General features: G+C 65.2%; 18 protein-coding genes and 1 other RNA gene. 7 read left to right on the plus strand and 12 right to left on the minus strand.

The genetic code is table 11. The annotated features are described in order from the left end of the window. Positions 1-209 precede the first annotated feature (209 nt). Positions 210-2,210 (plus strand): transketolase, encoded by a 2,001-nt coding sequence (gene tkt, locus FHT09_RS02525; protein WP_046344101.1) that lies wholly within the window; start codon positions 210-212, stop codon positions 2,208-2,210. Between the two features lie 443 nt (positions 2,211-2,653). Then, entirely contained in the window at positions 2,654-4,846 is a 2,193-nt protein-coding gene (gene fhuE, locus FHT09_RS02530; RefSeq protein ID WP_104605011.1) for a ferric-rhodotorulic acid/ferric-coprogen receptor FhuE, read from the plus strand. Between the two features lie 285 nt (positions 4,847-5,131). On the opposite strand, the gene FHT09_RS02535 is transcribed toward fhuE, so the two are convergent. Beyond that, a complete protein-coding gene (locus tag FHT09_RS02535) occupies positions 5,132-6,103 on the minus strand; it encodes a LysR family transcriptional regulator (RefSeq protein ID WP_181141243.1) in 972 nt (323 codons plus the stop codon). 101 nt (positions 6,104-6,204) lie between these two features. On the opposite strand from FHT09_RS02535, the gene FHT09_RS02540 reads away from it, so the two are divergent. After that, positions 6,205-6,966, plus strand: coding sequence for an SDR family oxidoreductase (locus tag FHT09_RS02540; RefSeq protein WP_104605007.1), 762 nt, complete (start codon positions 6,205-6,207; stop codon positions 6,964-6,966). Between the two features lie 55 nt (positions 6,967-7,021). Here FHT09_RS02540 and FHT09_RS02545 read toward each other — a convergent pair whose 3' ends face one another. The 3 genes from FHT09_RS02545 to FHT09_RS02555 all read right to left on the minus strand — a co-directional run bounded on the left by FHT09_RS02545 (position 7,022) and on the right by FHT09_RS02555 (position 11,195). After that, positions 7,022-7,738, minus strand: coding sequence for a M23 family metallopeptidase (locus FHT09_RS02545; protein WP_104605005.1), 717 nt, complete (start codon positions 7,736-7,738; stop codon positions 7,022-7,024). Between the two features lie 2 nt (positions 7,739-7,740). Further along, positions 7,741-8,670, minus strand: a complete 930-nt coding sequence (locus FHT09_RS02550) for a L,D-transpeptidase (protein WP_181141242.1) — start codon at positions 8,668-8,670, stop codon at positions 7,741-7,743. A 566-nt stretch (positions 8,671-9,236) separates the two neighbouring features. After that, positions 9,237-11,195, minus strand: a complete 1,959-nt coding sequence (locus tag FHT09_RS02555; protein ID WP_104605001.1) for an acetyl-CoA hydrolase/transferase C-terminal domain-containing protein — start codon at positions 11,193-11,195, stop codon at positions 9,237-9,239. 152 nt (positions 11,196-11,347) lie between these two features. On the opposite strand from FHT09_RS02555, the gene FHT09_RS02560 reads away from it, so the two are divergent. The 4 genes from FHT09_RS02560 (at position 11,348) to FHT09_RS02575 (ending at position 13,732) form a co-directional block, all read left to right on the plus strand. Further along, positions 11,348-11,716, plus strand: a complete 369-nt coding sequence (locus FHT09_RS02560; protein ID WP_104536174.1) for a BlaI/MecI/CopY family transcriptional regulator — start codon at positions 11,348-11,350, stop codon at positions 11,714-11,716. After that, positions 11,706-13,004 (plus strand): TonB family protein, encoded by a 1,299-nt coding sequence (locus FHT09_RS02565; protein WP_104604999.1) that lies wholly within the window; start codon positions 11,706-11,708, stop codon positions 13,002-13,004. The genes FHT09_RS02560 and FHT09_RS02565 overlap by 11 nt, the downstream gene beginning before the upstream one ends. Before the next feature lie 70 nt (positions 13,005-13,074). Further along, positions 13,075-13,150: non-coding RNA, sX9 sRNA (locus FHT09_RS02570), on the plus strand. A 27-nt stretch (positions 13,151-13,177) separates the two neighbouring features. Continuing rightward, positions 13,178-13,732 carry a hypothetical protein gene (locus FHT09_RS02575; RefSeq protein WP_258077173.1) on the plus strand — a complete coding sequence of 185 codons (555 nt, stop codon included), beginning with the start codon at positions 13,178-13,180 and terminating at the stop codon, positions 13,730-13,732. 18 nt (positions 13,733-13,750) lie between these two features. Here FHT09_RS02575 and FHT09_RS02580 read toward each other — a convergent pair whose 3' ends face one another. From FHT09_RS02580 to FHT09_RS02615, 8 genes are all read right to left on the minus strand, one after another. Next, the gene (locus tag FHT09_RS02580; protein ID WP_104536171.1) at positions 13,751-14,308 is read right to left on the minus strand and encodes a flavin reductase family protein; all 558 of its coding nucleotides are present in this window, start codon (positions 14,306-14,308) and stop codon (positions 13,751-13,753) included. A 46-nt stretch (positions 14,309-14,354) separates the two neighbouring features. Beyond that, a complete protein-coding gene (modC, locus tag FHT09_RS02585) occupies positions 14,355-14,969 on the minus strand; it encodes a molybdenum ABC transporter ATP-binding protein (protein WP_104536170.1) in 615 nt (204 codons plus the stop codon). Next, on the minus strand, positions 14,969-15,655 hold the full coding sequence (gene modB / locus FHT09_RS02590) for a molybdate ABC transporter permease subunit (protein ID WP_181126213.1): 687 nt from the start codon (positions 15,653-15,655) through the stop codon (positions 14,969-14,971). Before modB ends, modC begins: the two co-directional genes overlap by 1 nt. Positions 15,656-15,670: 15 nt before the next feature. Beyond that, entirely contained in the window at positions 15,671-16,447 is a 777-nt protein-coding gene (modA, locus tag FHT09_RS02595) for a molybdate ABC transporter substrate-binding protein (RefSeq protein WP_104536168.1), read from the minus strand. A gap of 75 nt (positions 16,448-16,522) precedes the next feature. Further along, positions 16,523-17,347, minus strand: coding sequence for an MBL fold metallo-hydrolase (locus FHT09_RS02600; protein WP_104536726.1), 825 nt, complete (start codon positions 17,345-17,347; stop codon positions 16,523-16,525). 13 nt (positions 17,348-17,360) lie between these two features. Next, on the minus strand, positions 17,361-18,176 hold the full coding sequence (locus tag FHT09_RS02605) for a S1/P1 nuclease (protein WP_104604995.1): 816 nt from the start codon (positions 18,174-18,176) through the stop codon (positions 17,361-17,363). 89 nt (positions 18,177-18,265) lie between these two features. Beyond that, positions 18,266-18,880 carry an OmpW family outer membrane protein gene (locus FHT09_RS02610; RefSeq protein WP_104536166.1) on the minus strand — a complete coding sequence of 205 codons (615 nt, stop codon included), beginning with the start codon at positions 18,878-18,880 and terminating at the stop codon, positions 18,266-18,268. A gap of 119 nt (positions 18,881-18,999) precedes the next feature. Beyond that, positions 19,000-19,623: an OmpW family outer membrane protein gene (locus FHT09_RS02615; protein ID WP_104604993.1), complete on the minus strand. Its 624-nt coding sequence runs from the start codon at positions 19,621-19,623 to the stop codon at positions 19,000-19,002. Positions 19,624-20,162 lie beyond the last annotated feature (539 nt).

Genomic DNA, 20,162 nt, shown 5'->3' on the forward strand with positions numbered 1-20,162 from the left:
CGCTGTACCGCAGCGGTAGCCTTGGCGAGAGCTGCGTCAGCGACCAACCTGCAGCATTGCACCCGATTCCCAATTCCCGATTCTCCATTCCCGATTCTCCATTCCCGACTCCCCAATCCCGACTCCCCAATCCCAGCCCCCTAACGCGCTCTGTGGGAGAATAAGCGGCTCCGCTTCCAGCGGTGTTCCCTCCGCTTCCATAGACGCTCATGACCCAGCCCACCCGCCGCCAGCTGGCCAACGCCATCCGTTTTCTCGCCGCCGATGCGGTCGAAGCCGCCAAATCCGGCCATCCCGGCATGCCGATGGGCATGGCCGATATCGCCGAAGTGCTGTGGAACGATTTCTTCCGGCACAACCCGAACAACCCGCAGTGGTTCAACCGCGACCGTTTCGTGCTGTCCAACGGCCACGGCTCGATGCTGCAGTACGCGCTGCTGCACCTGTCCGGCTACGACCTGCCGATCGAGCAGCTCAAGCAGTTCCGTCAGCTGCACAGCAAGACCGCCGGTCACCCCGAGCGCAGCGAAACCCCCGGCGTGGAGACCACCACCGGCCCGCTCGGGCAGGGTTTCGCCAATGCGGTCGGGTTCGCGCTGGCCGAGAAGCTGCTGGCGCAGCGCTACAATCGCCCGGAGCTGGAAATCGTCGACCACCGTACCTGGGTGTTCATGGGCGATGGCTGCATGATGGAAGGCATTTCCCATGAAGCCGCCTCGTTGGCCGGCACCTGGGGCCTGGGCAAGCTGGTCGCGTTCTGGGACAACAACCAGATTTCCATCGACGGCAACACCGCCGGCTGGTTCAGCGACAACACCCCGGAGCGCTTCGAGGCCTATGGCTGGCATGTGATCCGCGATGTGGACGGACACGACGCCGAAAAGATCAAGGCCGCCATCGAGACCGCGCTGGACAACACCGACAAGCCCACGCTGATCTGCTGCCGCACCAAGATCGGCTTCGGCGCGCCCAGCAAGGCCGGCAAGGAATCCTCGCACGGCGCCCCGCTGGGCAAGGAAGAACTCGAAGGCGCCCGCAAGGCGCTGGAGTGGCCGTACGGCCCGTTCGAAATCCCCGAAGAGATCTACGCCGGCTGGCGCGCAGGTGGCACCGGCACCTTGCGTCAGGCCGAGTGGGAGCAGCTGTTCGACAAGTACGGCAAGCAGTATTCGGCCGAAGCCGCCGAGCTGACCCGCCGCTCGCACGCCGAGCTGCCGGCCGACTTCATCGCCCAGGCCGATGCCTACATCGCCAAGGCGCAGCAGGACGGCCAGACCATCGCCTCGCGCAAGGCCTCGCAGCTGGCGATCGAAGCGTTCGCGCCGCTGCTGCCGGAACTGATCGGCGGTTCGGCCGACCTGGCGCATTCCAACCTGACCTTGTGGAAGGCCAGCAAGTCGGTCGCCACCGATGACCCGAACGCCAACTACGTCTATTACGGCGTGCGCGAGTTCGGCATGACCGCCATCGCCAACGGCCTGGCGCTGCATGGCGGCTTCATTCCGTTCGACGCCACCTTCCTGGTGTTCAGCGATTACGCGCGCAACGGCGTGCGCATGAGCGCGTTGAATCCGGCCCACGCCATCCACGTGTACACGCACGACTCTATCGGCCTGGGCGAAGACGGCCCGACCCATCAGCCGGTGGAACACCTGGCCTCGCTGCGCTACATCCCCAACAACGATGTGTGGCGCCCGGGCGATGCGGTGGAATCGGCGGTGAGCTGGAAGGCCGCCATCACCCGCAAGGATGGCCCCAGCTGCCTGGTGTTCAGTCGCCAAAACCTGCAACACCAGCCGCGCAGCGACGAGCAGCTCAAGCTGATCGAACGCGGCGGCTATGTGCTGGCCGATGCCGAAGGCGGCGTGCCCGACGTGATCCTGATCGCCACCGGTTCGGAAGTCGGGCTGGCGGTGGAAGCCAAGCAGACCCTGGACGCGGCCGGCCTGAAGACACGCGTGGTGTCGATGCCGTCGACCGACGTGTTCGATCGCCAGGATGCGGCCTATCGCGAGTCGGTGCTGCCGAATGCGGTGCGCAAGCGCGTGGCGGTGGAAGCGGGCGTGACCGGCTTCTGGCGCAAATACGTGGGCCTGGATGGCGATGTGGTCGGCATCGATACCTTCGGCGCCTCGGCACCGGCCGACCAGCTGTATGCGTACTTCAAGATCACCGCCGAGCATGTGGTTGCTGCGGCCAAGGCGTTGTAACGCCTGACGCGTTACCTGGAAGAAAAAGCCGGCGAAAGCCGGCTTTTTTTGTGGGACCTCGTGCGCGCTGCGCGATGCGGCGCCGTGCAACGGGGGCATTGCACGTGTCAGTGCGCGTCGTTGAGCAGCGCCGATGCACGGATCCTGGTCAGCAACTGGCGCGGCCGTGTGGTGCGCCAAGCCCTGCGGCGGTTAGGTTAAACCGGGCTGATCCTCTCGATACGCCGGCTACCCAATGCGCCCGCCGGCAGCATGCGGCGGCATGTCTGTAGCGTTCGCCTGGATTGAACGGATGCTAAAAATTTGTCAATCCACTATTTAAAATGTGAATCATTCCCATTAAAATGGTGCGCTGCCGGTGGTAAGGCACACGCTTCCTCCCCTTGTTGCCGGCGCGGCGTCTTCGCAGCGCGTGGTCTGATCCGTCTGCGTTGGAGTCTCCGATGATCCGTAGTACCGAATTGCGTCTTGCTTCCGTGGGCGCGCGTCGCCATGTCCTGCCGCGTGCGCTGTGTGCCGCGCTGTGCACCATGGCCGCCGGCCAGGTGCTGGCCGAGACGCCCGTGGCCGCCGCCGATGCCCAGGTCACCACCCTGGACCGGTTGATCGTGCAGGGCGAACAGGCCAAGGGCTATACGGTGGAGAAGACCACCGCCGGCACGCGCATGGACCTGTCGTTGCGGGAGATTCCGCAATCGGTCACCGTGATCACCCGCGACCGCATGGACGACCAGAACCTGCAGAGCATCACCGACGTGCTCAACAACGTCACCGGCATCTCGGTGGCGCAGAGCGACAGCGAGCGGCTGGAATTCTTCGCACGCGGTTTCTACATCGACAACTACCAGTTCGACGGCATCCCGGCTTACATGGAGCAGGCCTGGAGCTATGGCGATTCGGCGCTGGACGTGGCGCTGTACGACCGTGTCGAAGTGGTGCGTGGCGCCACCGGTCTGCTGACCGGCTCGGGCAATCCGTCGGCCTCGATCAACCTGGTGCGCAAGCATGCGCTCAGCCGCGACTTCACCGGCACCGTGTCGGTGGGCGGTGGCGATTTCAACAAAACCCGCAGCGTGGCCGATGTCACCGTGCCGCTGAGCCCCGAAGGTACCGTCCGTGCGCGCGTGATCGGCGTCTACCAGGATGGCGAATCGGACATGGACCGCTACGGCCTGCGCAAGAAGATCGGCTCGGCGATCATCGATGCCGACCTCACCGACAGCACCTTGCTGAGCGTGGGTTACGAGTACCAGAAGAAGGAATCGAACGACGTCACCTGGGGCGGCTTCCCTCTGTTCTTCAGCGATGGTACCCGTACGAACTATGACCGTTCGTTCAATCCGGCGGCCGACTGGACCTTCTGGGACACGCGCCTGCAGCGCACCTTCGCCAGCCTGCAGCAGAGTTTCGACAACGGTTGGAATCTCAAGGCCAATCTGAGCCACGAGAAGACCGAAGCGGCCAATCACCTGTTCTATCCGTACTACACGATCTTCGGACTCGATCGCACCACCGGTGGTGGCGTGGTGCCGTATTCGGGCAACTACCAGACCGAGCGCAAGGCCGATGGCGCCGACGTCTATGCGGAAGGCCCGTTCCAGCTGTTTGGCCGCGAGCATCATTTGGTCGCCGGCGCCAGCTACAACCGCCGCGAGTACGTCAATAACGGCACCTTCGATTTCCCGGCGCCGCTGGATAGCTACCTCGGCTGGAACGGCGCGTATCCGGAGCCCAACTGGAGTCCGCTGCTGGTGCAGAGCGACGGCACGATCAAGCAGAAGGCCGCTTATGTGGCTGCGCGTTTCTCGCTGGCCGAGCCGCTGACGCTGCTGGTGGGCGCACGCTATACCGACTGGCAGATCGACGGCCGCAACCTAGACTTCACCACGCAGCAATTGCTGCCGTTTTCTGACACCCAGAACGAAGTCACGCCGTACGCCGGTCTGGTCTACGACATCAACGACGTGTGGTCGGCATACGCCAGCTACACCGAAATCTTCAACCCGCAGACCCTGCGCGATGCCAATGGCGGCTACCTGGATCCGTTGAGCGGCAAGGGCTACGAAGCCGGCGTCAAGGCAGCTTGGTTCGACGACAGGCTCAACGCCTCGCTTGCGGTGTTCCGCATCGAGCAGGACAACCTGGGCGTGGCCACCGGCGGCTTCGTCCCCGGTAGCACCGAGTCGGCGTATGAGGCCGCCAGCGGCGTGGTCAGCGAAGGCTTCGATTTCGAGGTGTCCGGGCGGGTGACCGAGAGCTGGAGCACCACCTTCGGCGCTTCGCATTACACTGCCCGCGATGACAACGGCTCCTCGATCAATACGCATCTGCCGCGCACCACCCTCAAACTGTTCAACAGCTACACCCCGCAAGGCGCGTGGAGCGATCTGACCGTGGGTGGTGGCGTCAACTGGCAGAACCGCTCGTACTATGTGGACCCGGTCTACGGCGCCTTTCAGCAGAGCGCTTACGCACTGGTCAGCGCGTTTGCGCGCTATCGGTTGTCGCCGCAGTTCTCGGTGCAGCTCAATGTCGACAACCTGCTCGACAAGCGCTACTACTCGCAGTTCAATGGTGGCTATGGCGCGTGGGGCGCATCGCGCAACGGCATGCTGACCTTCAACTACACGTTCTGATCGCAGACCGGGCTGGGCGCGATTTCAGCGCCCGGTCTGTTGCCGCTACATGCACAGGCACCTTGCAACAGGTGCCTGTTTTTTTGTGTCTGCATCCGCGGGGCAGAGCGTAGATCTGCTGCGCTTACCGCAATGCCGTAGCTGCGTGCTGGTATCGCTTTGCTTGAGTGGTGTCGACGTGGCGCGCAAGCAGATGCCTCCCGCCAATGGCGCCAAGCGATAGAGACACTTCCTGCGTACGCATGCGTGCTGACGTGCCATCAGTCGCATCGAGGCGGCCCCGGGCTACAGTGGTTCCAGATGCGGCGCCATCACCTCTGCAACCCAGTCCATGAACGCTCGCACGCGTTGCGGCAGATGGCGACGCTGCGCGTAGAGCAGCGTAACCGGCATCGGTTCCGGCGCGATGGCGGGCAGCAGCTCGATCAAGGCACCGCTGTCCAGGTGCTGGCGTAGCGGGCTGGCCGGCGCCTGGATGATGCCCAGGCCTGCCAATGCCGCAGCAAGATAGGCATCGCCGTTGTTGACCGTCACCGGGCCGTGCATGGGCAGTAGCTGGTACGCGTGTCCGTCGCGGTACTCGAAGCCGGGCGATCGCTGGCCCAGCGTCGGCACGTAATGCACCAGGTCGTGGTGTGCCAGATCGTCCAGGCGCTGCGGCCTGCCCCGTCGTGCGAGGTAGTCGGCACTGGCGCAATTGATGATGCGAAACGCGCCGAGCGGTCGCGCGACCAGGTTGGTGTCTTCGAGCGTGCCCACGCGCAACACGCAGTCGAAGCCTTCGCGCACCACATCGACGCGGCGGTCGGTGCCGCTGATCTCCACTTCCAGCTGAGGGTGCTGTGCCAGGAACCCGGGCAGTGCGGGAATCACGAAGTTGCGCGCGATGCCGGAGGACATGTCCACCCGCAAGCGCCCGCGTAACTGGCTGCGTTCGCGTTGAAACATGCTCTGCAACTCGTCCATGTCGTCGAGCAGATCGCGGCTGCGCTGATAGAACGCGGCGCCGTCGCCGGTGAGTTGTACGCGACGCGTCGTGCGATGCAAAAGCTGCGTACCCAGCGAAGCCTCGAGTCGCTGCACGGCGGTAGAGACGCTGGCTTTGGGCAGCCCCAGCGTCTCGGCGGCGCGGGTGAAGCTGCCGAGCTCGGCGACGCGCAGGAAGGCGCGCAGCGATTGCAGGGTGTCCATCGATTGGTCGACGTTCTTGAACGGTGCTATCAGGTTGGACCGATTTATGCGGCGCGGCAAGCGCAATAGTCTTGGCACCGGCAGGCACTGTTAGGCCCGCCCAGCGGTCACGCGCCAGCGGTGTTGATCGCTTCAAATCGCATCCCACCACACAACGGAGTCCATCCATGTCGACCACCACACCGATCACCCTGATTACTGGCGGCAGCCGTGGCCTGGGCCGCAACGCCGCGCTTGCGCTCGCTGCCGACGGCAGCGACATCGTGCTGACGTATCGCAGCCAGGCAGAGCAGGCGGCCTCGGTGGTCGCTGAGATCCACGCGCTCGGCCGCCGCGCGCACTCCCTGCCGCTGGATGTCGCCGACGCCGAGTCGTTCGCGGCATTCGCCGCGCAGTTGAAGCAGGTGCTGGCCGGTTGGGACCGCACGCATGTCGATGCGCTGGTCAACAACGCCGGTAGCGGGCTGCATGCGGCCATCGCCGACACCACGCCGGCGCAGTTCGACGCCCTGGTCAACATTCATCTCAAGGGGCCGTATTTCCTGACCCAGGCGTTGCTGCCGCTGATCGCAGACGGCGGACGCATCCTCAACGTGTCCAGTGGCCTGGCACGCTTCGCGCTGCCCGGTGCATCGGCTTACGCGATGATGAAAGGCGGGGTGGAGGTGTTCACCCGCTATCTGGCCAAGGAACTTGGCGCGCGCGGCATTCGTGCCAACACGCTGGCACCGGGTGCGATCGAAACGGATTTCAACGGCGGCAGCGTGCGCGATAACGCACAGGTCAATGCGATGGTGTCGTCGGTCACGGCGCTGGGACGCCCAGGACTGCCGGACGATATCGGGCCGGTAGTTGCCGCGTTACTCGCGCCGGGGACGGGGTGGATCAATGCGCAGCGCATCGAAGTATCGGGCGGGATGTTGATCTGAATGCACAGGCCTGCGCATCACGCGCAGGCCTGTGCGTGCATCGCTGCTCGGTGCATCACTGCAGGGTTTGATCGCCATGCAATACCGGGTAAGGATTCAAGACCTCGCCCTTCCACCATTGTTTTTCCGGCCCCAGGCGATGGATCTCGAAGTGCAGATGCGGTGCGGCAGGATCGGCATTGCCGGTACTGCCGACGTAGCCGATGATCTGGCCGCGCTTGATTGACTGCTTTTCTACCAGGCCGTCGGCATAGCGCTCCAGGTGGGCGTAGTAGTAGCAGTACGTCCCGTTCGGGTCGAACTGGTACACGGTCAGGCCACCGCGCTCGCTGTTGAACAGTTTCTCGACCGTGCCATCTGCAACTGCAAGCACCGGTGTGCCGGTCGGTGCAAGGATGTCGATGGCATCGTGTACGCGGCCTTCGCTGCGTGCGTCGGTAAAGGTGTCCTGCAGCTGGCCGCTGCCGATGCCTTGTACCGGAATCAGCAGGCCGCTGCCTGAAATTGCAGCCCCAGGAGAGGGTGCGGATACCGGTGCGGTTGGCGTGTCTGCAGCAGGCGTCATCTGGCTGGATGGCGCCGACGCGGCAATGGGCGGCGCAGCGGCGGAAGAGGCTGCCATTCCAGCCCCTGCCGCGTCGGGTTGCGCTGTTACAGCGGGTGCAGCGTTGGACGCTGCGGCCACCGTTGCCTGCGGCGCCTGGCGTTCCAGCCACCAATAGCCGGCCGCACCCAGCAACACACCGACCACCAGCATCATCAGCAGTTTCATGCTTACTCCTGCATCACCACCGGCATGGATGGGCCGACCACGCCTGCCAGATTGACCACGTCCCAGTTGGTCAGACGCACGCAACCATGCGATTCGGTCTTGCCGACATGACCCGGCTCCGGCGTGCCGTGCAGGCCGTAATGCGGCTTGGACAGATCGATCCACACGCGTCCGACCGGATTGTTCGGGCCGGAGGGCAGGGTGGCCTTCTGATCGCCCTTCTTGGCGTCCCAGAACAGCTTGGGGTTGTACTTGAACACCGGGTCGCGCGCCACGCCCAGCACCTTCCAGCGGCCGATCGGCAGCGGATCGTGCTTGCTGCCGGAAGAGACCGGGAACTGCGCATACACCTTGCCGTCGGCATCGAACAGGCGCAGCGTCGACTCGGACTTGTCGACCACCAGCTTGGCCGGCTTGGCCAAGGGGGAGGCGCCGTCGATGTTCGGTACCTGGATCACGCCGCCGGCATTGCTCAAATCCACGCCGGGGTTGAGTTGGCGCAGCAGTTCCGGATCGGCATGGAAACGCTCGCCCAGCGCCTCGTCCACCGAGGTATAGCCCAGCGACGTCAGCTTGGCTTGTTCGGCCGGTCCTTTCGGAATCGGCTGGAACGGCCCGGCCACATCGGCATCGGTGAGCGTGTACTGCACCAACGCCGGCGTGGCGTCGGCCTGCAAGGCCTGCCAGGTGGCGTCATCCAGCTCACCGGTCACCTTGATCTTGTGCGCTGCCTGAAACCCCGACACCGCACGCTTCTGATTGGAACCACGCTCGCCGTCGATCTGCCCCGGCGAGAAATGCGCGCGATCCAGCAGCACCTGTGCATGCAGGTCCGAACGCGGGCCGGTCGGCACGACCGTCGCAGCGGGAGCTGCTGCAGGTGCCGGCGCAGGTGCGGCGGCGGGCAGCGGCGCTTGCGCCAGTGCGGACAGGGAGGTGCCCAGGGCAAGGGAGAGCAAGCAAACGCGAGCGTAAATACGTGATGGCATGAGCAGGTCCGGAGGAGACATGCGCGCACCTTGCCCGAGCCGCCTGCGTGGTCTGCGTGAAATGGCTGCACCGAGACTGACTGAGGATGCTGTAGCGATACGAGTCGGGAGTGGGTATCTGCGATCTCGTCGCCGCCCAGTTGCCGATCGCCTGCTGCTGATGCTTCTACCCGGGCGGCGGCGCAGGGTGTAGATGCGCTGCAGCAAGTTCTTTCTCAGTCGATCGCGCTGCGTGTGCTGTCCACTGCGCTGTGTTGAGCGTGAGGTTGGCGGTAACGTCTAACGCTAAAGGCGCTTCACGGCCCCGGCAATCCTTGCAAGCGCTTGCTCGCTGCCGGCTCCGATCCGCGCTGGGCCATCCTGCACATGCATGCCTTTGCAGTGCAGATCGGTGAGGCGAGGAGCGGCATGCGCGGTCATGCCGGTCATCACAACGGGCCAAAGACTGCGGCACCCCGTGGGTTGTTCGCTTCGCGCACCCCGGCATCGCTTCTTGCGGTACGGATGTTTCAATGCACTCCGGTTTTCCGCAAGGCGTACGCCAGCAGCCGGGCCTGCACGTGTTCGGCGATGCTGCGCGGCGCATCCAATGCCATCCGTTGCAGACAGGCGCCGTGGCTTGCATCGCCGGTATCGCGTGACAGCAGTGCGCGCCAGACGGTCGTCAGCTTCGCGCTGTTGCCGGCAGTCGCGCGTTTGAGCCAGGTCAGGGCACGCAGCACACGTTGCTCGACCTCGGTGAAGTCGCTACCGAGTGGGTAGTCGGGCAGGCTGCCATCGCGACGGAACGGCGCCAGCGCCTGTTCCAGCGCCTGCGGCGTGTTGCGTTGTGCACGCGCGGGCAGTGCAGGGTCGCCACGCAACTTGCGCGATGCCTTGGCGGCCGCCAGCAATGCGTTCTGGAAGCGTGCATCGCAGATGCCGGCCATCGCCAGTACGCAGTCCTGATCGGTCTGGTGGCGCAGGTCGGCGATGCCGTACTCGGTGATGTACAGATCGCGCAGATGGCGCGGGATGGTGGTGTGCCCGTAGTTCCAGCGCACATTGCTCGCTGCGTGTGCACCGGCGTCACGCGTGGCCCGCAGCATCAACGCGCTGCGGGCCTGCGGCAAGGCATGTGCCATCGCCACGAAGTTGTATTGGCCGCCGACACCAGAAACCACACGGCCGTCTTCCAGCCCATCGGACACCGCCGCGCCGAGTGCAGTGGCCATCATGCAGGAGTTGAAGAAGCGCGCATCGCGGCGTTGCAGGCGCTCCAGTGCTTCGTTGCCGCCGTACAGCTGGTTGATCTCGCTGATGCGGCGCATGCCGATGGCATCGCGCGTGCCCGCATCCAGATCGCGTAGCCATCGGTAGAAGTCCGGCGAGCCGAGATAGAACGCGCCATGCAGAAACTCGCCTTCGCGTGCCAGGCGCGCATGATCGGCCGCGTCGGCACTGCTGTCGGCGATGCGCTGCATCAGCGGCAGATCGTCGTGCACCTTGCGGCGGATCACACCGCTGTCCACCAACTGCTTGAACCCTTCGTTGAGCATTTCGCTGCAGCCGTACAGGCCAATCTGGAACGGCGCCAGGCCACCGCTGGCGCGCACGGCAGGATGCTGTTCCAGTTCCGGGTCCAGCGCCTGCAGCACGCGTCGATAAGTCGTGTTGTCGGTATGTCGCAACACCAGCGCATGGCTCAGCGCATCGGCCAGGGTGCCAATGCCGATCTGCAAGGTGCCGCCATCGCGGACCAGCGCGCTGGCATACAGACCGATAGCGTAGTCGACGGTGTTCACCGGTTGCCTGGGCAACCCGAACAGGCGCGGCGACTGGCCTGGCAGGTCGATCACCAGGTCGAAGAAGGTTTCCTCCACTGCCGCGGTTCCGCCGATCCACGGCAGTTGCGTGTCGACTTCCGCCACCAGCATGGGGCGCGGCAGGCCCAGTGCCTGCACCGCATCCAGCGTGTCCTGGGTGATGTCGTTGTTGCACGACAACGACAAGCGGGTGCCGCCGGGCTCGCGTGCCACCTTCTGCACGATCAGGTTCGGCGCGCGTTGCGCCACGGCTGCGGCAGCGTGGGTGTAGTTGAGACTGGTGTAGTCGGCCTGCGCCTGGGTGGAGTGCAGCAGCCCGCCGGACTGCATGTAGAACTCTTCCACCTGCACATGCGCCGGTAGCGCATCGCGCAACATGTCATCGACGTAGGCAAGACGCGGGAAATCCGCACCGAAATGGCGCGCAAGGAAGGGTGCGGCAAAGCGCGCTTGCAGTCCCGCGCCGGGCTTGGGCGGATTGAGCGACAACGCGGTGTACAAGGCCAGCGGCCGCGACGGCGTGGGCTTGAGCTGCGCATACAAGGCGTTCAACAACCGGTGCGGCTTGCCGATACCCAACGGCGCGCCGACGCGCAGCGGGCCATCGAGACGTTGCAGGATGTGCGCAACTGCGCTGGGCAGGTCGGTGAGGTGTTCAGTCATCGGTGCAGGGTAGCCGAGGCGATGGTGGGGCAGGTATCTGGATCGCCGGACAAGGCCGGGTCGATGCATGTATTTCCTGCAAGGCAAGCGGGAACGGCTTGACAGACGTAAGTTTTACATGCGTAATCGATAAAAATTACGGATGTAATCGCATGCCGATCAGTGACGCCGAAGCGGTGGTGATGCAGGTGCTCTGGGATGCGGCGCCGCGCAGCGCAGACGACGTGGTCGCCGCGCTGGCAGGGCACAGCGACTGGGCCGAGCCCACCGTCAAGACCTTGCTCAACCGCCTGCTCGGCAAGGGCGCAATCCGCGCGGTCAAACAAGGGCGACGTTATCTCTATTCGCCGGTGCTGGCGCGCGAGCAGTGGGTGCAGCAACAGAGCGAGGGGTTGCTGCAGCGCCTGTTCGGTGGGCGGGTGGCGCCACTGGTGGCGCATTTCAGCGAGCGCGGAAAACTCAGCGCGTCCGATATCGCGGAACTGAAACAACTGATCAAGGAGTTGGACGATGAACCCTGAGGCCTGGGTCCTGTTGTCGCGCGCAACGCTGTACATCACCGCTGCGTTGCTGGTCTGCCTGCTCCTGCGTCGCCCATTGCGCCAGTTGTCGGGTGCCGCCGCGGCGTATGCGATCTGGCCCTGCGTCCCGCTGGCCCTGGTGGCGGCCTTGTTGCCCGGCCCGTCTTTCGGCATCACAGTGCCGGGACTGCCGGCGCCGATTGCCATGCCAGCGCCCTCCGGCGTGCATGGCGAAGGTCAGGCGTGGGCAACATGGCTGGTAGCAGCGTGGCTGGGCGGCGCGGTAGTGATGGCGATCGGTTTGTGGATGCGGCAACGGGGTTTCATGCGCAGCCTGGGGCCGTTGCAGCGGCTCGACGACCGGCTCTGGTCGGCCACGCGCGATGTCGGTCTTCCTGCATCGTTGGGACTCTGGCGTCTGCGCATCGTGGTGCCGGCGGATTTCGGCGAGCGCTACAACGTCGATGAGCGCGCCCTGATCTTGGCGCACGAGCGCCTGCATCTGCGCCGTGGCGACCTGCATGCCAATCTGCTGGCGGCATTGATGCTCTGCATCGGCTGGTTCAACCCGCTGATGCATCTGGCCTGGCGTGCGTTCCGGCTGGATCAGGAACTGGCCTGCGATGCGGCCGTGCTGGCGCAACATCCGGGCAAGCGCCGCAGTTACGCCACCGCCATGCTCAAGACCCAGCTTGGTGCCGGCTTTACGCCGCTCGCCTGTCATTGGGCTGCATCGCATCCGTTGACGCAACGGATCGCGGCGCTGCGTGCTTCGCCAGTAGCTGCCGGACAGGCGCGCTGGCGCGTGGCGATGGTACTGCTGCTCGCGGCGACGATCAGTACCACGGCCTGGGCCCTGCAGCCGGCGCGCATTGTGTTAGCGGCACAACCGACGCTGGCGGCCGGCAATGCGGTGGATTTCGCCACGATGCAACCGCCGAGGTATCCGGCAGCCGCGTTCGACGGCGGTATCGAGGGCTTTGTCGAACTGCAGATTGAGGTCGACCCTGGCGGCGTACCGCAGCACATCGCTGTCGTGCGGAGCGCGCCGGCCGGCGTGTTCGATCAAGCCGTGCTGGAGGCAGCGCGCCAGTGGCGGCTGAAGCCTGCCTATGCACATGGCAGGGCGATTGCTTCAACGGTACGCGTGCCGGTGAAGTTCGCACTGGATGCGCCGGAGCAAACGTCAACCGTTGCGGATGCAGGCGCTGCGCTATCGGATCCGGCAGCGTCCAGCCGCCTTGCCGGTTGTGCTTCAGTGGGCTGCGCGATACAGGAGGGGCCGTGATGCGATTCAGAGCGACCGGCCAGACGGCAGCACAACTGTCAGGTAGGCGCGGCCGGTGCCTGGAATCGGCAGATATCACTCTTACAGTCCGGTTCCTGCGCGCCGGCCACGCCTACCTGACGACTGCTCGCCACATGTTGTCAGTCGTTCCTAATTCGATCTGCGCCGCAATCATGGCGCTGTCGCTTGGCGCATGTGCAACGCAAGGCGTGCAGGAACAGCAGCGCAGCCAGCGCGAAGATTCGGTGGACCAGCGCATGCTGAGCGCGCAGTCGGGCGGCGACGGCGGCGGCTCCATCCAGCCTTACACACTGGCGCCGGCGCAGCGCTTCCGGATGCCGCGCGCGCTGCGCAGCGACGCGCCGGTGCTGCCGGCCGATTCGCCACGGCAGAGTTTGTCGCCGACCACTGTGTGCGCGCATGTGATCCTGACCGCTGAAGGTGCGGTACAGCGCGTCGACCCCATGTCCAATCGCGACGAATGCGCGGCCGGTCTGCTGCCGGACAACGCCGATCTGGTGCAGTCGGTGCGTACCACGGTGCAGCAATGGCAGTTCGTTCCGGCCGCGCTGTGCACGTTTGCCGCAGGTGTGGCGCAGCCGGCCGCGCTGGACGATTGCAGCGGCGCCATCAGCCAGGTACCGGTACCGGTGACGCTGTCGTTCGCGTTCACCTTCGAAGTGTGGCAGGGCAAGGTCAGCGTGCGCACCGGCAAGGCGGCGCATTGAACGCGCACATCGCTGCGATCAGAGCATGTCGGGTGCGAACAGGCGCCGCCGCGAGACTTCGTCGCCGGACAGCATGAAGCGGCCATCGCCGCGGTAATGCACCGTCCTGGGAAGCGCAGGCCGCCTGGCCACCTGCGCGTTCACCACTTCCCAGACAAAGAGGGCATGGCGGTTGATCTGCCGGCCGTCGTGCAGGCGGCATTCGAAACTGGCGTAGCACTCGGCGATGGCTGGCGCTGCGACCCGTTGGCCGGGGACGGCAGTCAGTCCGAAGTGGTCGAACTTGTCGATCTGTGCACCGCTGCTGTTGCCGATGCCGATCACGGTGTCGAGCAGCTCGGCTGTCGGCAGGTTGATCACGCATTGCTTGCTGCGCCGGACCAGTTCGAAGCTGTGGTTGCCGCGAGCGATGCAGCATGCGATCAGCGAGGGCGAAAACTCCAGCACCATATGCCAGCCCATGGTCATGATGTCGCGCTGGCCCTTGTGGGCCGAGCTCACCAGTACCACCGGCCCGGGTTCGAGGAAGCGGCGCGCCTGCTCCACCGGGAATGCATGCTTTCGGTACTGTTTCATGGACACACCAGTAGATTGGATGCGGTGGTGGACTGTGCCGATGCGCTCATTCCAGCACATGCACGCTATCTGCGATGCGCTGTACTTCATCGGGATTGTGGCTGACATACAACATCGGCAGGCGGATCTCGTCGCGCACGCGTTGCAGGTAGGGAATCAGTTCTTCGCGGCGCGCCTGATCCAGTGCCGACAAGGGCTCGTCGAACAGCAGGATCGCCGGTTGCGACAACAAGGCGCGGCCGATCGCCACCCGCTGCGCCTCTCCCCCGGACAGATTGCGCGGCCGGCGTTGCAGCAACGGCGCGATACCCAGCAGCGTCACCACGTCGTCGAAGCCGAATGGCGCCGTGCCCCCGGCGTGCCGGCCGTAACGCAGATTGCGACGCACATCCAGATGCGGAAACAGCCGCGCATCCTGAAACACGTAGCCGATCCTGCGTTTGTGCGTGGGCAGGTTGACGCCTTGCCGGGCGTCGTACAGGCAGCGCCCGTCGATGCGGATATGCCCGGCCTGCGGCCGCACCAGCCCGGCGATCGCATTGAGCACCGTGGTCTTGCCCGCGCCGGAAGGCCCGACCAGGGCCACCACGCGCGCCTGGTCCTGGATATGGAGATGCCGTTGAAAATTGCCGCGCTGCAGCTGCAGATCGATATCGAGCATCAGCTGTCCTCGCGCGGATGCGGTCTGCGCACCAGCCACTCGGACAGCAGCAGCGCCGCCAGCGAGATCGCCAGCGCAACGCCGGCCAGTCGCCACACGCCCGATTCCATGCCCGGCACCTGCATCAGCCCGTAGATGGCCGACGACAGGGTCTGGGTTTCGCCAGGGATATTGGATACGAAGGTAATGGTCGCACCGAATTCGCCCAGGGCCTTGGCAAACGCCAGCACCATGCCGGCCACCAGGCCCGGCCAGGCCAGCGGCAAGGTGATGCTGAAGAACACCCGCAGCGGACCCGCACCAAGCGTGGCGGCAGCCGCTTCCAGGCGACGGTCGGTCGCTTCGATGGACAAGCGGATCGCGCGCACCATCAACGGAAATCCCATCACCGCGCACGCCAGCGCTGCCCCGGTCCAGCGGAACGCGAACTGGATGCCGAGATGTTCCAGCAACCAGCGACCGACCGGCCCCTGCGTGCCCAGCACCACCAGCAGCGCGTAGCCGGTCACCACCGGCGGCATCACCAGCGGCAGATGCAGCAAGGCATCCAGCAGCGCCTTGCCCGGAAAGCGCCGACGCGCCAGCAGCCAGCCGCAGGCGATGCCCGGTGGCAGGCTGGCGATGGCCGCAACGATGGCGACCTTGAGACTCAGGCCGATCGCGGTCAGCTCCTGCGGGGTGAACATCGACAACGGTGCGCCTCAATCCTTCAGCGAAAAACCACGGCGGACGAAGATCGCCTTGGCCGGTTTGCTGCCCAGCCATTGCACGAACGCGGTCGTGCCGGCATTGCTGCTGTTCTTCAATGCAGCAACCGGATACACGATGGCATCGTGGCTATCGTCGGGGAAGGTCGCGACCACGCGCACCTTGGGTTCGGCGCGTGCATCCGAGCCGTACACGATGCCCAGCGGCGCCTCGCCGCGCGAGACCAGCATCAATGCGGCACGCACGCTTTCCGACTCGGCCAGGCGATTGCTCACGCCATCCCACTGGCCGAGCTTGCGCAGCGCTGCGGCGGCATACTTTCCGGCCGGCACGCTGTTGGTCTGGCCGACCGCCAGCCGGCCGCTGTCGCCGAGCGCCTTGACGATCGCGCCCGGCTGGCGCGGATCCACGCGCAGCTTGCTGGTGGCCGGAGCGACCAGTACCAGGGTATTGCCGAGCAGGTTGTGACGCTGCGCCGGCACGACCAGGCCACGCTGCTGCAGATAGTCCATCCATTCCAGGTCGGCCGAAAAGAATACGTCAGCCGGTGCGCCTTGCTCGATCTGGCGTGCCAGTGCAGAGCTGGCAGCGTAGGAGACGCGCACGGGCGTGCCGGTCGCCTTCTCGTAAGCGGCCGCGGCCTCGTCCATGGATTCCTTCAGGCTGGCTGCAGCAAACACCGTCACCGGCGCGGTCTGCGCAATGGCCAGGGCGGGCAGGGCAAGCATCAGCACGCAGAACGCGCGCTGCCAGAAACCGATCGTGCGCATAGGGAAGCTCCAACGGGATAAGGCGCCGATCATAGCGGCTGTGCCATGCATCCCGCGTAGCGAGCACAACCAACGCTACGCAGATACTCCGCCACAGCGGCCGGCCTGCAGATTGGCCTGCAATGCGGGCCGGATCAGCTTGGGCTCGGGCAGCGTGGCATCGCGTGCCTGACGCTGCGCCACGAATGCATCGATCTCCACCCCATCGCGCACGTGGATATTGCTGCGCCGCTGCTCGCCGATACTGGTCTGGTACGCCACCTCACGGCCGCCCGGGCCGTAGTCGTGGCAGACGAACACGCGCGTGTCCTCGGGGAGCGCGTACATGCGCTGTATCGAGGCGAACAGTTGCCGTGCATCGCCACCGGGGAAATCGCAGCGCGCAGTGCCGGCGTCCGGCATGAACAACGAATCACCGGGGAACAGCGCATCGCCGATCAGGTACGCGATGCTGTCACTGGTATGTCCAGGCACCGCGATGACACGCACCTGCAGCTTGCCGAGTTCCAAGCGCTCGTCATCGGCAAACAGGTGATCGAACTGCGAGCCGTCGGCACAGAAGTCATCCGGCAACGCATAGCGTGGCGCGAGCGTCTGCTGCACATCCCGGATGCCGTCGCCGATGCCGATGCGCGCCTGTGGCCAGTGCCGTTTCAGCCATTGCGCGGCAGACAGGTGATCGGCATGCGCATGGGTTTCCAGCAGCCACTGCACCTGCCAGCCATGCTGGGCGATGGCATCGACGATGGCTTGCGCGGCGTGCGTGCCGACCTCGCCGGTGTCTGCCGCATAGTCCAGCGCCGGGTCGATCACCGCTGCCGCCCCGGTTGCCGCGTCGGCGACCACATAGGTGAAGGTGTTGCTGTCGGCGTGAAAGAACGCAAGCACCTCGGGCTGCATCGGCGTCTCCATCTCAGGGCGCGGCCAGCGCCGCGTTGAGCACGGCGGCCAGTCGGTCGCCGGCCTCGCGCAATTGGGTCTCGGCGAGCGGACGATAGGTCGCGATATAGTCGTCCGGCAACACATGTTTGTCTGGATAGACGCCAGGCGTGATTGCGATCTTGCAGGAAGCCTGCGCCCATGCCGCGGCCGGCGGTGGCAGCACCGACGATGTCGCAGCGGTCGCCGGCAACGCCAGCAGGCGTTGCAGATACGCATCGTCACCAAGATGACGGTCGTTGAGCATGCCGCTGTCCCACAGCGCATGCAGGTTGCTGCCCTTGCCAGCGACCTGCAGCTGGAATTCATTGCCGCCCTTGTCGTGCGCGTAGCCGGCATGCATCGGCTGATGGATGTCGCCGACAAAATGCACCACGAACTTCAGGGCCTGCCGGCGCACCTCCAGGGGCTGGCTGCGGTCGGCAAGCAGCGCGGTCTGTCGGTCGAGGGCGGCGATCACGCAGTTGCCGTCCGGGCAGTCGCGCGGCGGCGCATACGTACAGTCGTGTTCGCCAAGATTGACGTAATGCCAGGGCCCGGAGCGCTTGCCCAGCTCGGGGTCGTGTTCGCGCAGCTCGTCGGCCCAGCTGGCGACACCGGCCAAGGTCGGATTGGCTTCGCCCTTGAGCAATTGCGCCACCTGCGCTTGCGCCTGCGGGCTCAGTTCGGTCTCGGCAATGCGCGCCACCAGACGGTGGCCTTGCGGCCCCCAGGCGAAGGCGCTGATGGGTTGCAGTGCCGCGACAACGGTCGCGGCAAGAACGATGATGCGAGGGGAGAAGGTCTTCATCCGGCAATTGTACGCATCGGCCCGGGACGGTTTGATGGCCGTTTCCTGTCGAAGCACAGCCTCGGCTCAGCGTGGCGTCTGCGGCATGCTCAGAAGTACACCAGGTACGACACGCCGTAGGTCAATGGATCGATCCGCGCCTTGCCCAGCCGGCTGCCATTGAAGTCGACGTTGCTGCGCGAATCGGTCCAGCGCGCATCCACACGCAGGCCGCTGCGATCGTTGAAGATGAAGTCCACACCGACATGCGCGGTGGCACCCACCGAATCGTCGAAGCGCAGATCGCCATTGCCGAAGGCGTCATCGACGTCTTCACCGACAAACGTGGTGTAGTTGATGCCGACGCCTACGAACGGCGACACCGTGCCGTAGCCGTTGATGTGGTACTGCAACAGCACGCTCGGCGGCACCGACCAGTAGCTGCCCACCTTGCCGACGCCTTCAAGCTGCAGATCGTGCTTGCCCGACACCGCGGCATGCACCTCGATGCCGAGATTGTTGCGCAGGAAGTATTCGTAGGTGAACGAGAGCGTCGGTGCGCCCTTGATCTCCGCACGCGTGCCGCCGAAGCTGCCGCTGTCGGACTTGGGCGCGACATAGCCGGCGCCGTAGCCCGTGGTCCAGTGGCCGGCCGATTGTGCAAGGGCGGGCGCGGCCGAGGCGGCCAGTGCGATGGCGAGGGCGGTACGGATCAGCATGCTCATGGAATCCCCGGATAGGTCGGACAGGCGGTCGACGTGACCAACCTGTCCGCAGCTCCGGCGGTGGATTCACGTCCCTGGACGCCAAGTGTGCCAGAGATGCATCGCGCACGCTGGCTGGGTCAGAACCGGTGCACGTAGGCCACGCCGTAGACCAGCGGGTCGATGTTGACCGTGCCGATGCGGTTGCCGTCGAGGCGCGCTTCGGTGTCGATGTCGATCCAGCGCAGGTTCACCCGCAGCGCGCCGCGGTCACTGAGCTTGTAGTCCAGGCCCGCGTGCAGCGCCAGGCCCCAGGAATCGTCCAGTTCCAGCTCGCTGCCGGCCAGCGCGCCGCGCGTGTCGGTACTGAAGAAACGGGTGTAGTTGATGCCCGCGCCAACGAACGGCGAGAGCCTGCCCTGGCTGTTGAAGTGGTACTGCAGCGAAATCACCGGCGGCAGATGCTTGGTGCTGCCGACACGCCCCACGCCGCGCAGCGCGATGTCGTGCTCGAACGGCAGCGCAGCCAGTACTTCGATGCCCAGGTTGTCGGCGATGAAGTATTCCGCGGTGAAGGTCGGCTTGATGTCCTTGCCGACGTCCGCCTCCAGCGTGCCGCCGACCAGACGGCCGTTATCGGACTTGGGGGCGACCTGGTGGGCACCGACGGCAACGGTCCAGTCGCCTTTGGATTGAGCCAGTGCGGGAACGCTGGCGAAGGTGGCGGCCAGGCCGGCGAGCAGAAGGGTAGAGCGCATGCGCATGGAAACTCTCGTTGTGTGCAGAGGATGGAGGAAGTCTTGGGGCTTTGCCCGATGGATGCCTTGATCCTGATCAATCCGTCGGCGCAACGACGCTGCAGGTCATGCGTGGATGCGAGCAAGGGGCCGGCACCGACACCAGCAATCCGCGCCGTGCCGGTGATCGCACCGGTGCATTGCGTCGGATCTGTCATGCCATGCGCCTGGCGCGAGGGGCACCCGAGGAGTAACGCGATGCCTGCATGCGCGGTGGAACAGTGAGGGTGCGCCGCGTGGAGAATCTCGGTTGTGATCGATGGGTGCCTCGGCAGGCAGGGCCAGCAGCGACATTCGCGGCACGCCGACATGCCGCGGTTCGGCAGATGCATGAATACGCCTTTCAGCGTATCGGCGTAAATATCAAGTTGTTGAAATAACTGGATATATCGAAAATCAGTCGCTGTGCCGATCGTCGCTTCCATGCGGTGGGCCAGATCGTCATGGGTCGCCGAATCAGAAAACATATCGGCGCGCAGTGCCGCGCCTGCGCTGCCGCGCGCATT

The organism is Xanthomonas sp. CFBP 8152, assembly GCF_014199025.1.
GTDB lineage: Bacteria > Pseudomonadota > Gammaproteobacteria > Xanthomonadales > Xanthomonadaceae > Xanthomonas > Xanthomonas arboricola_B.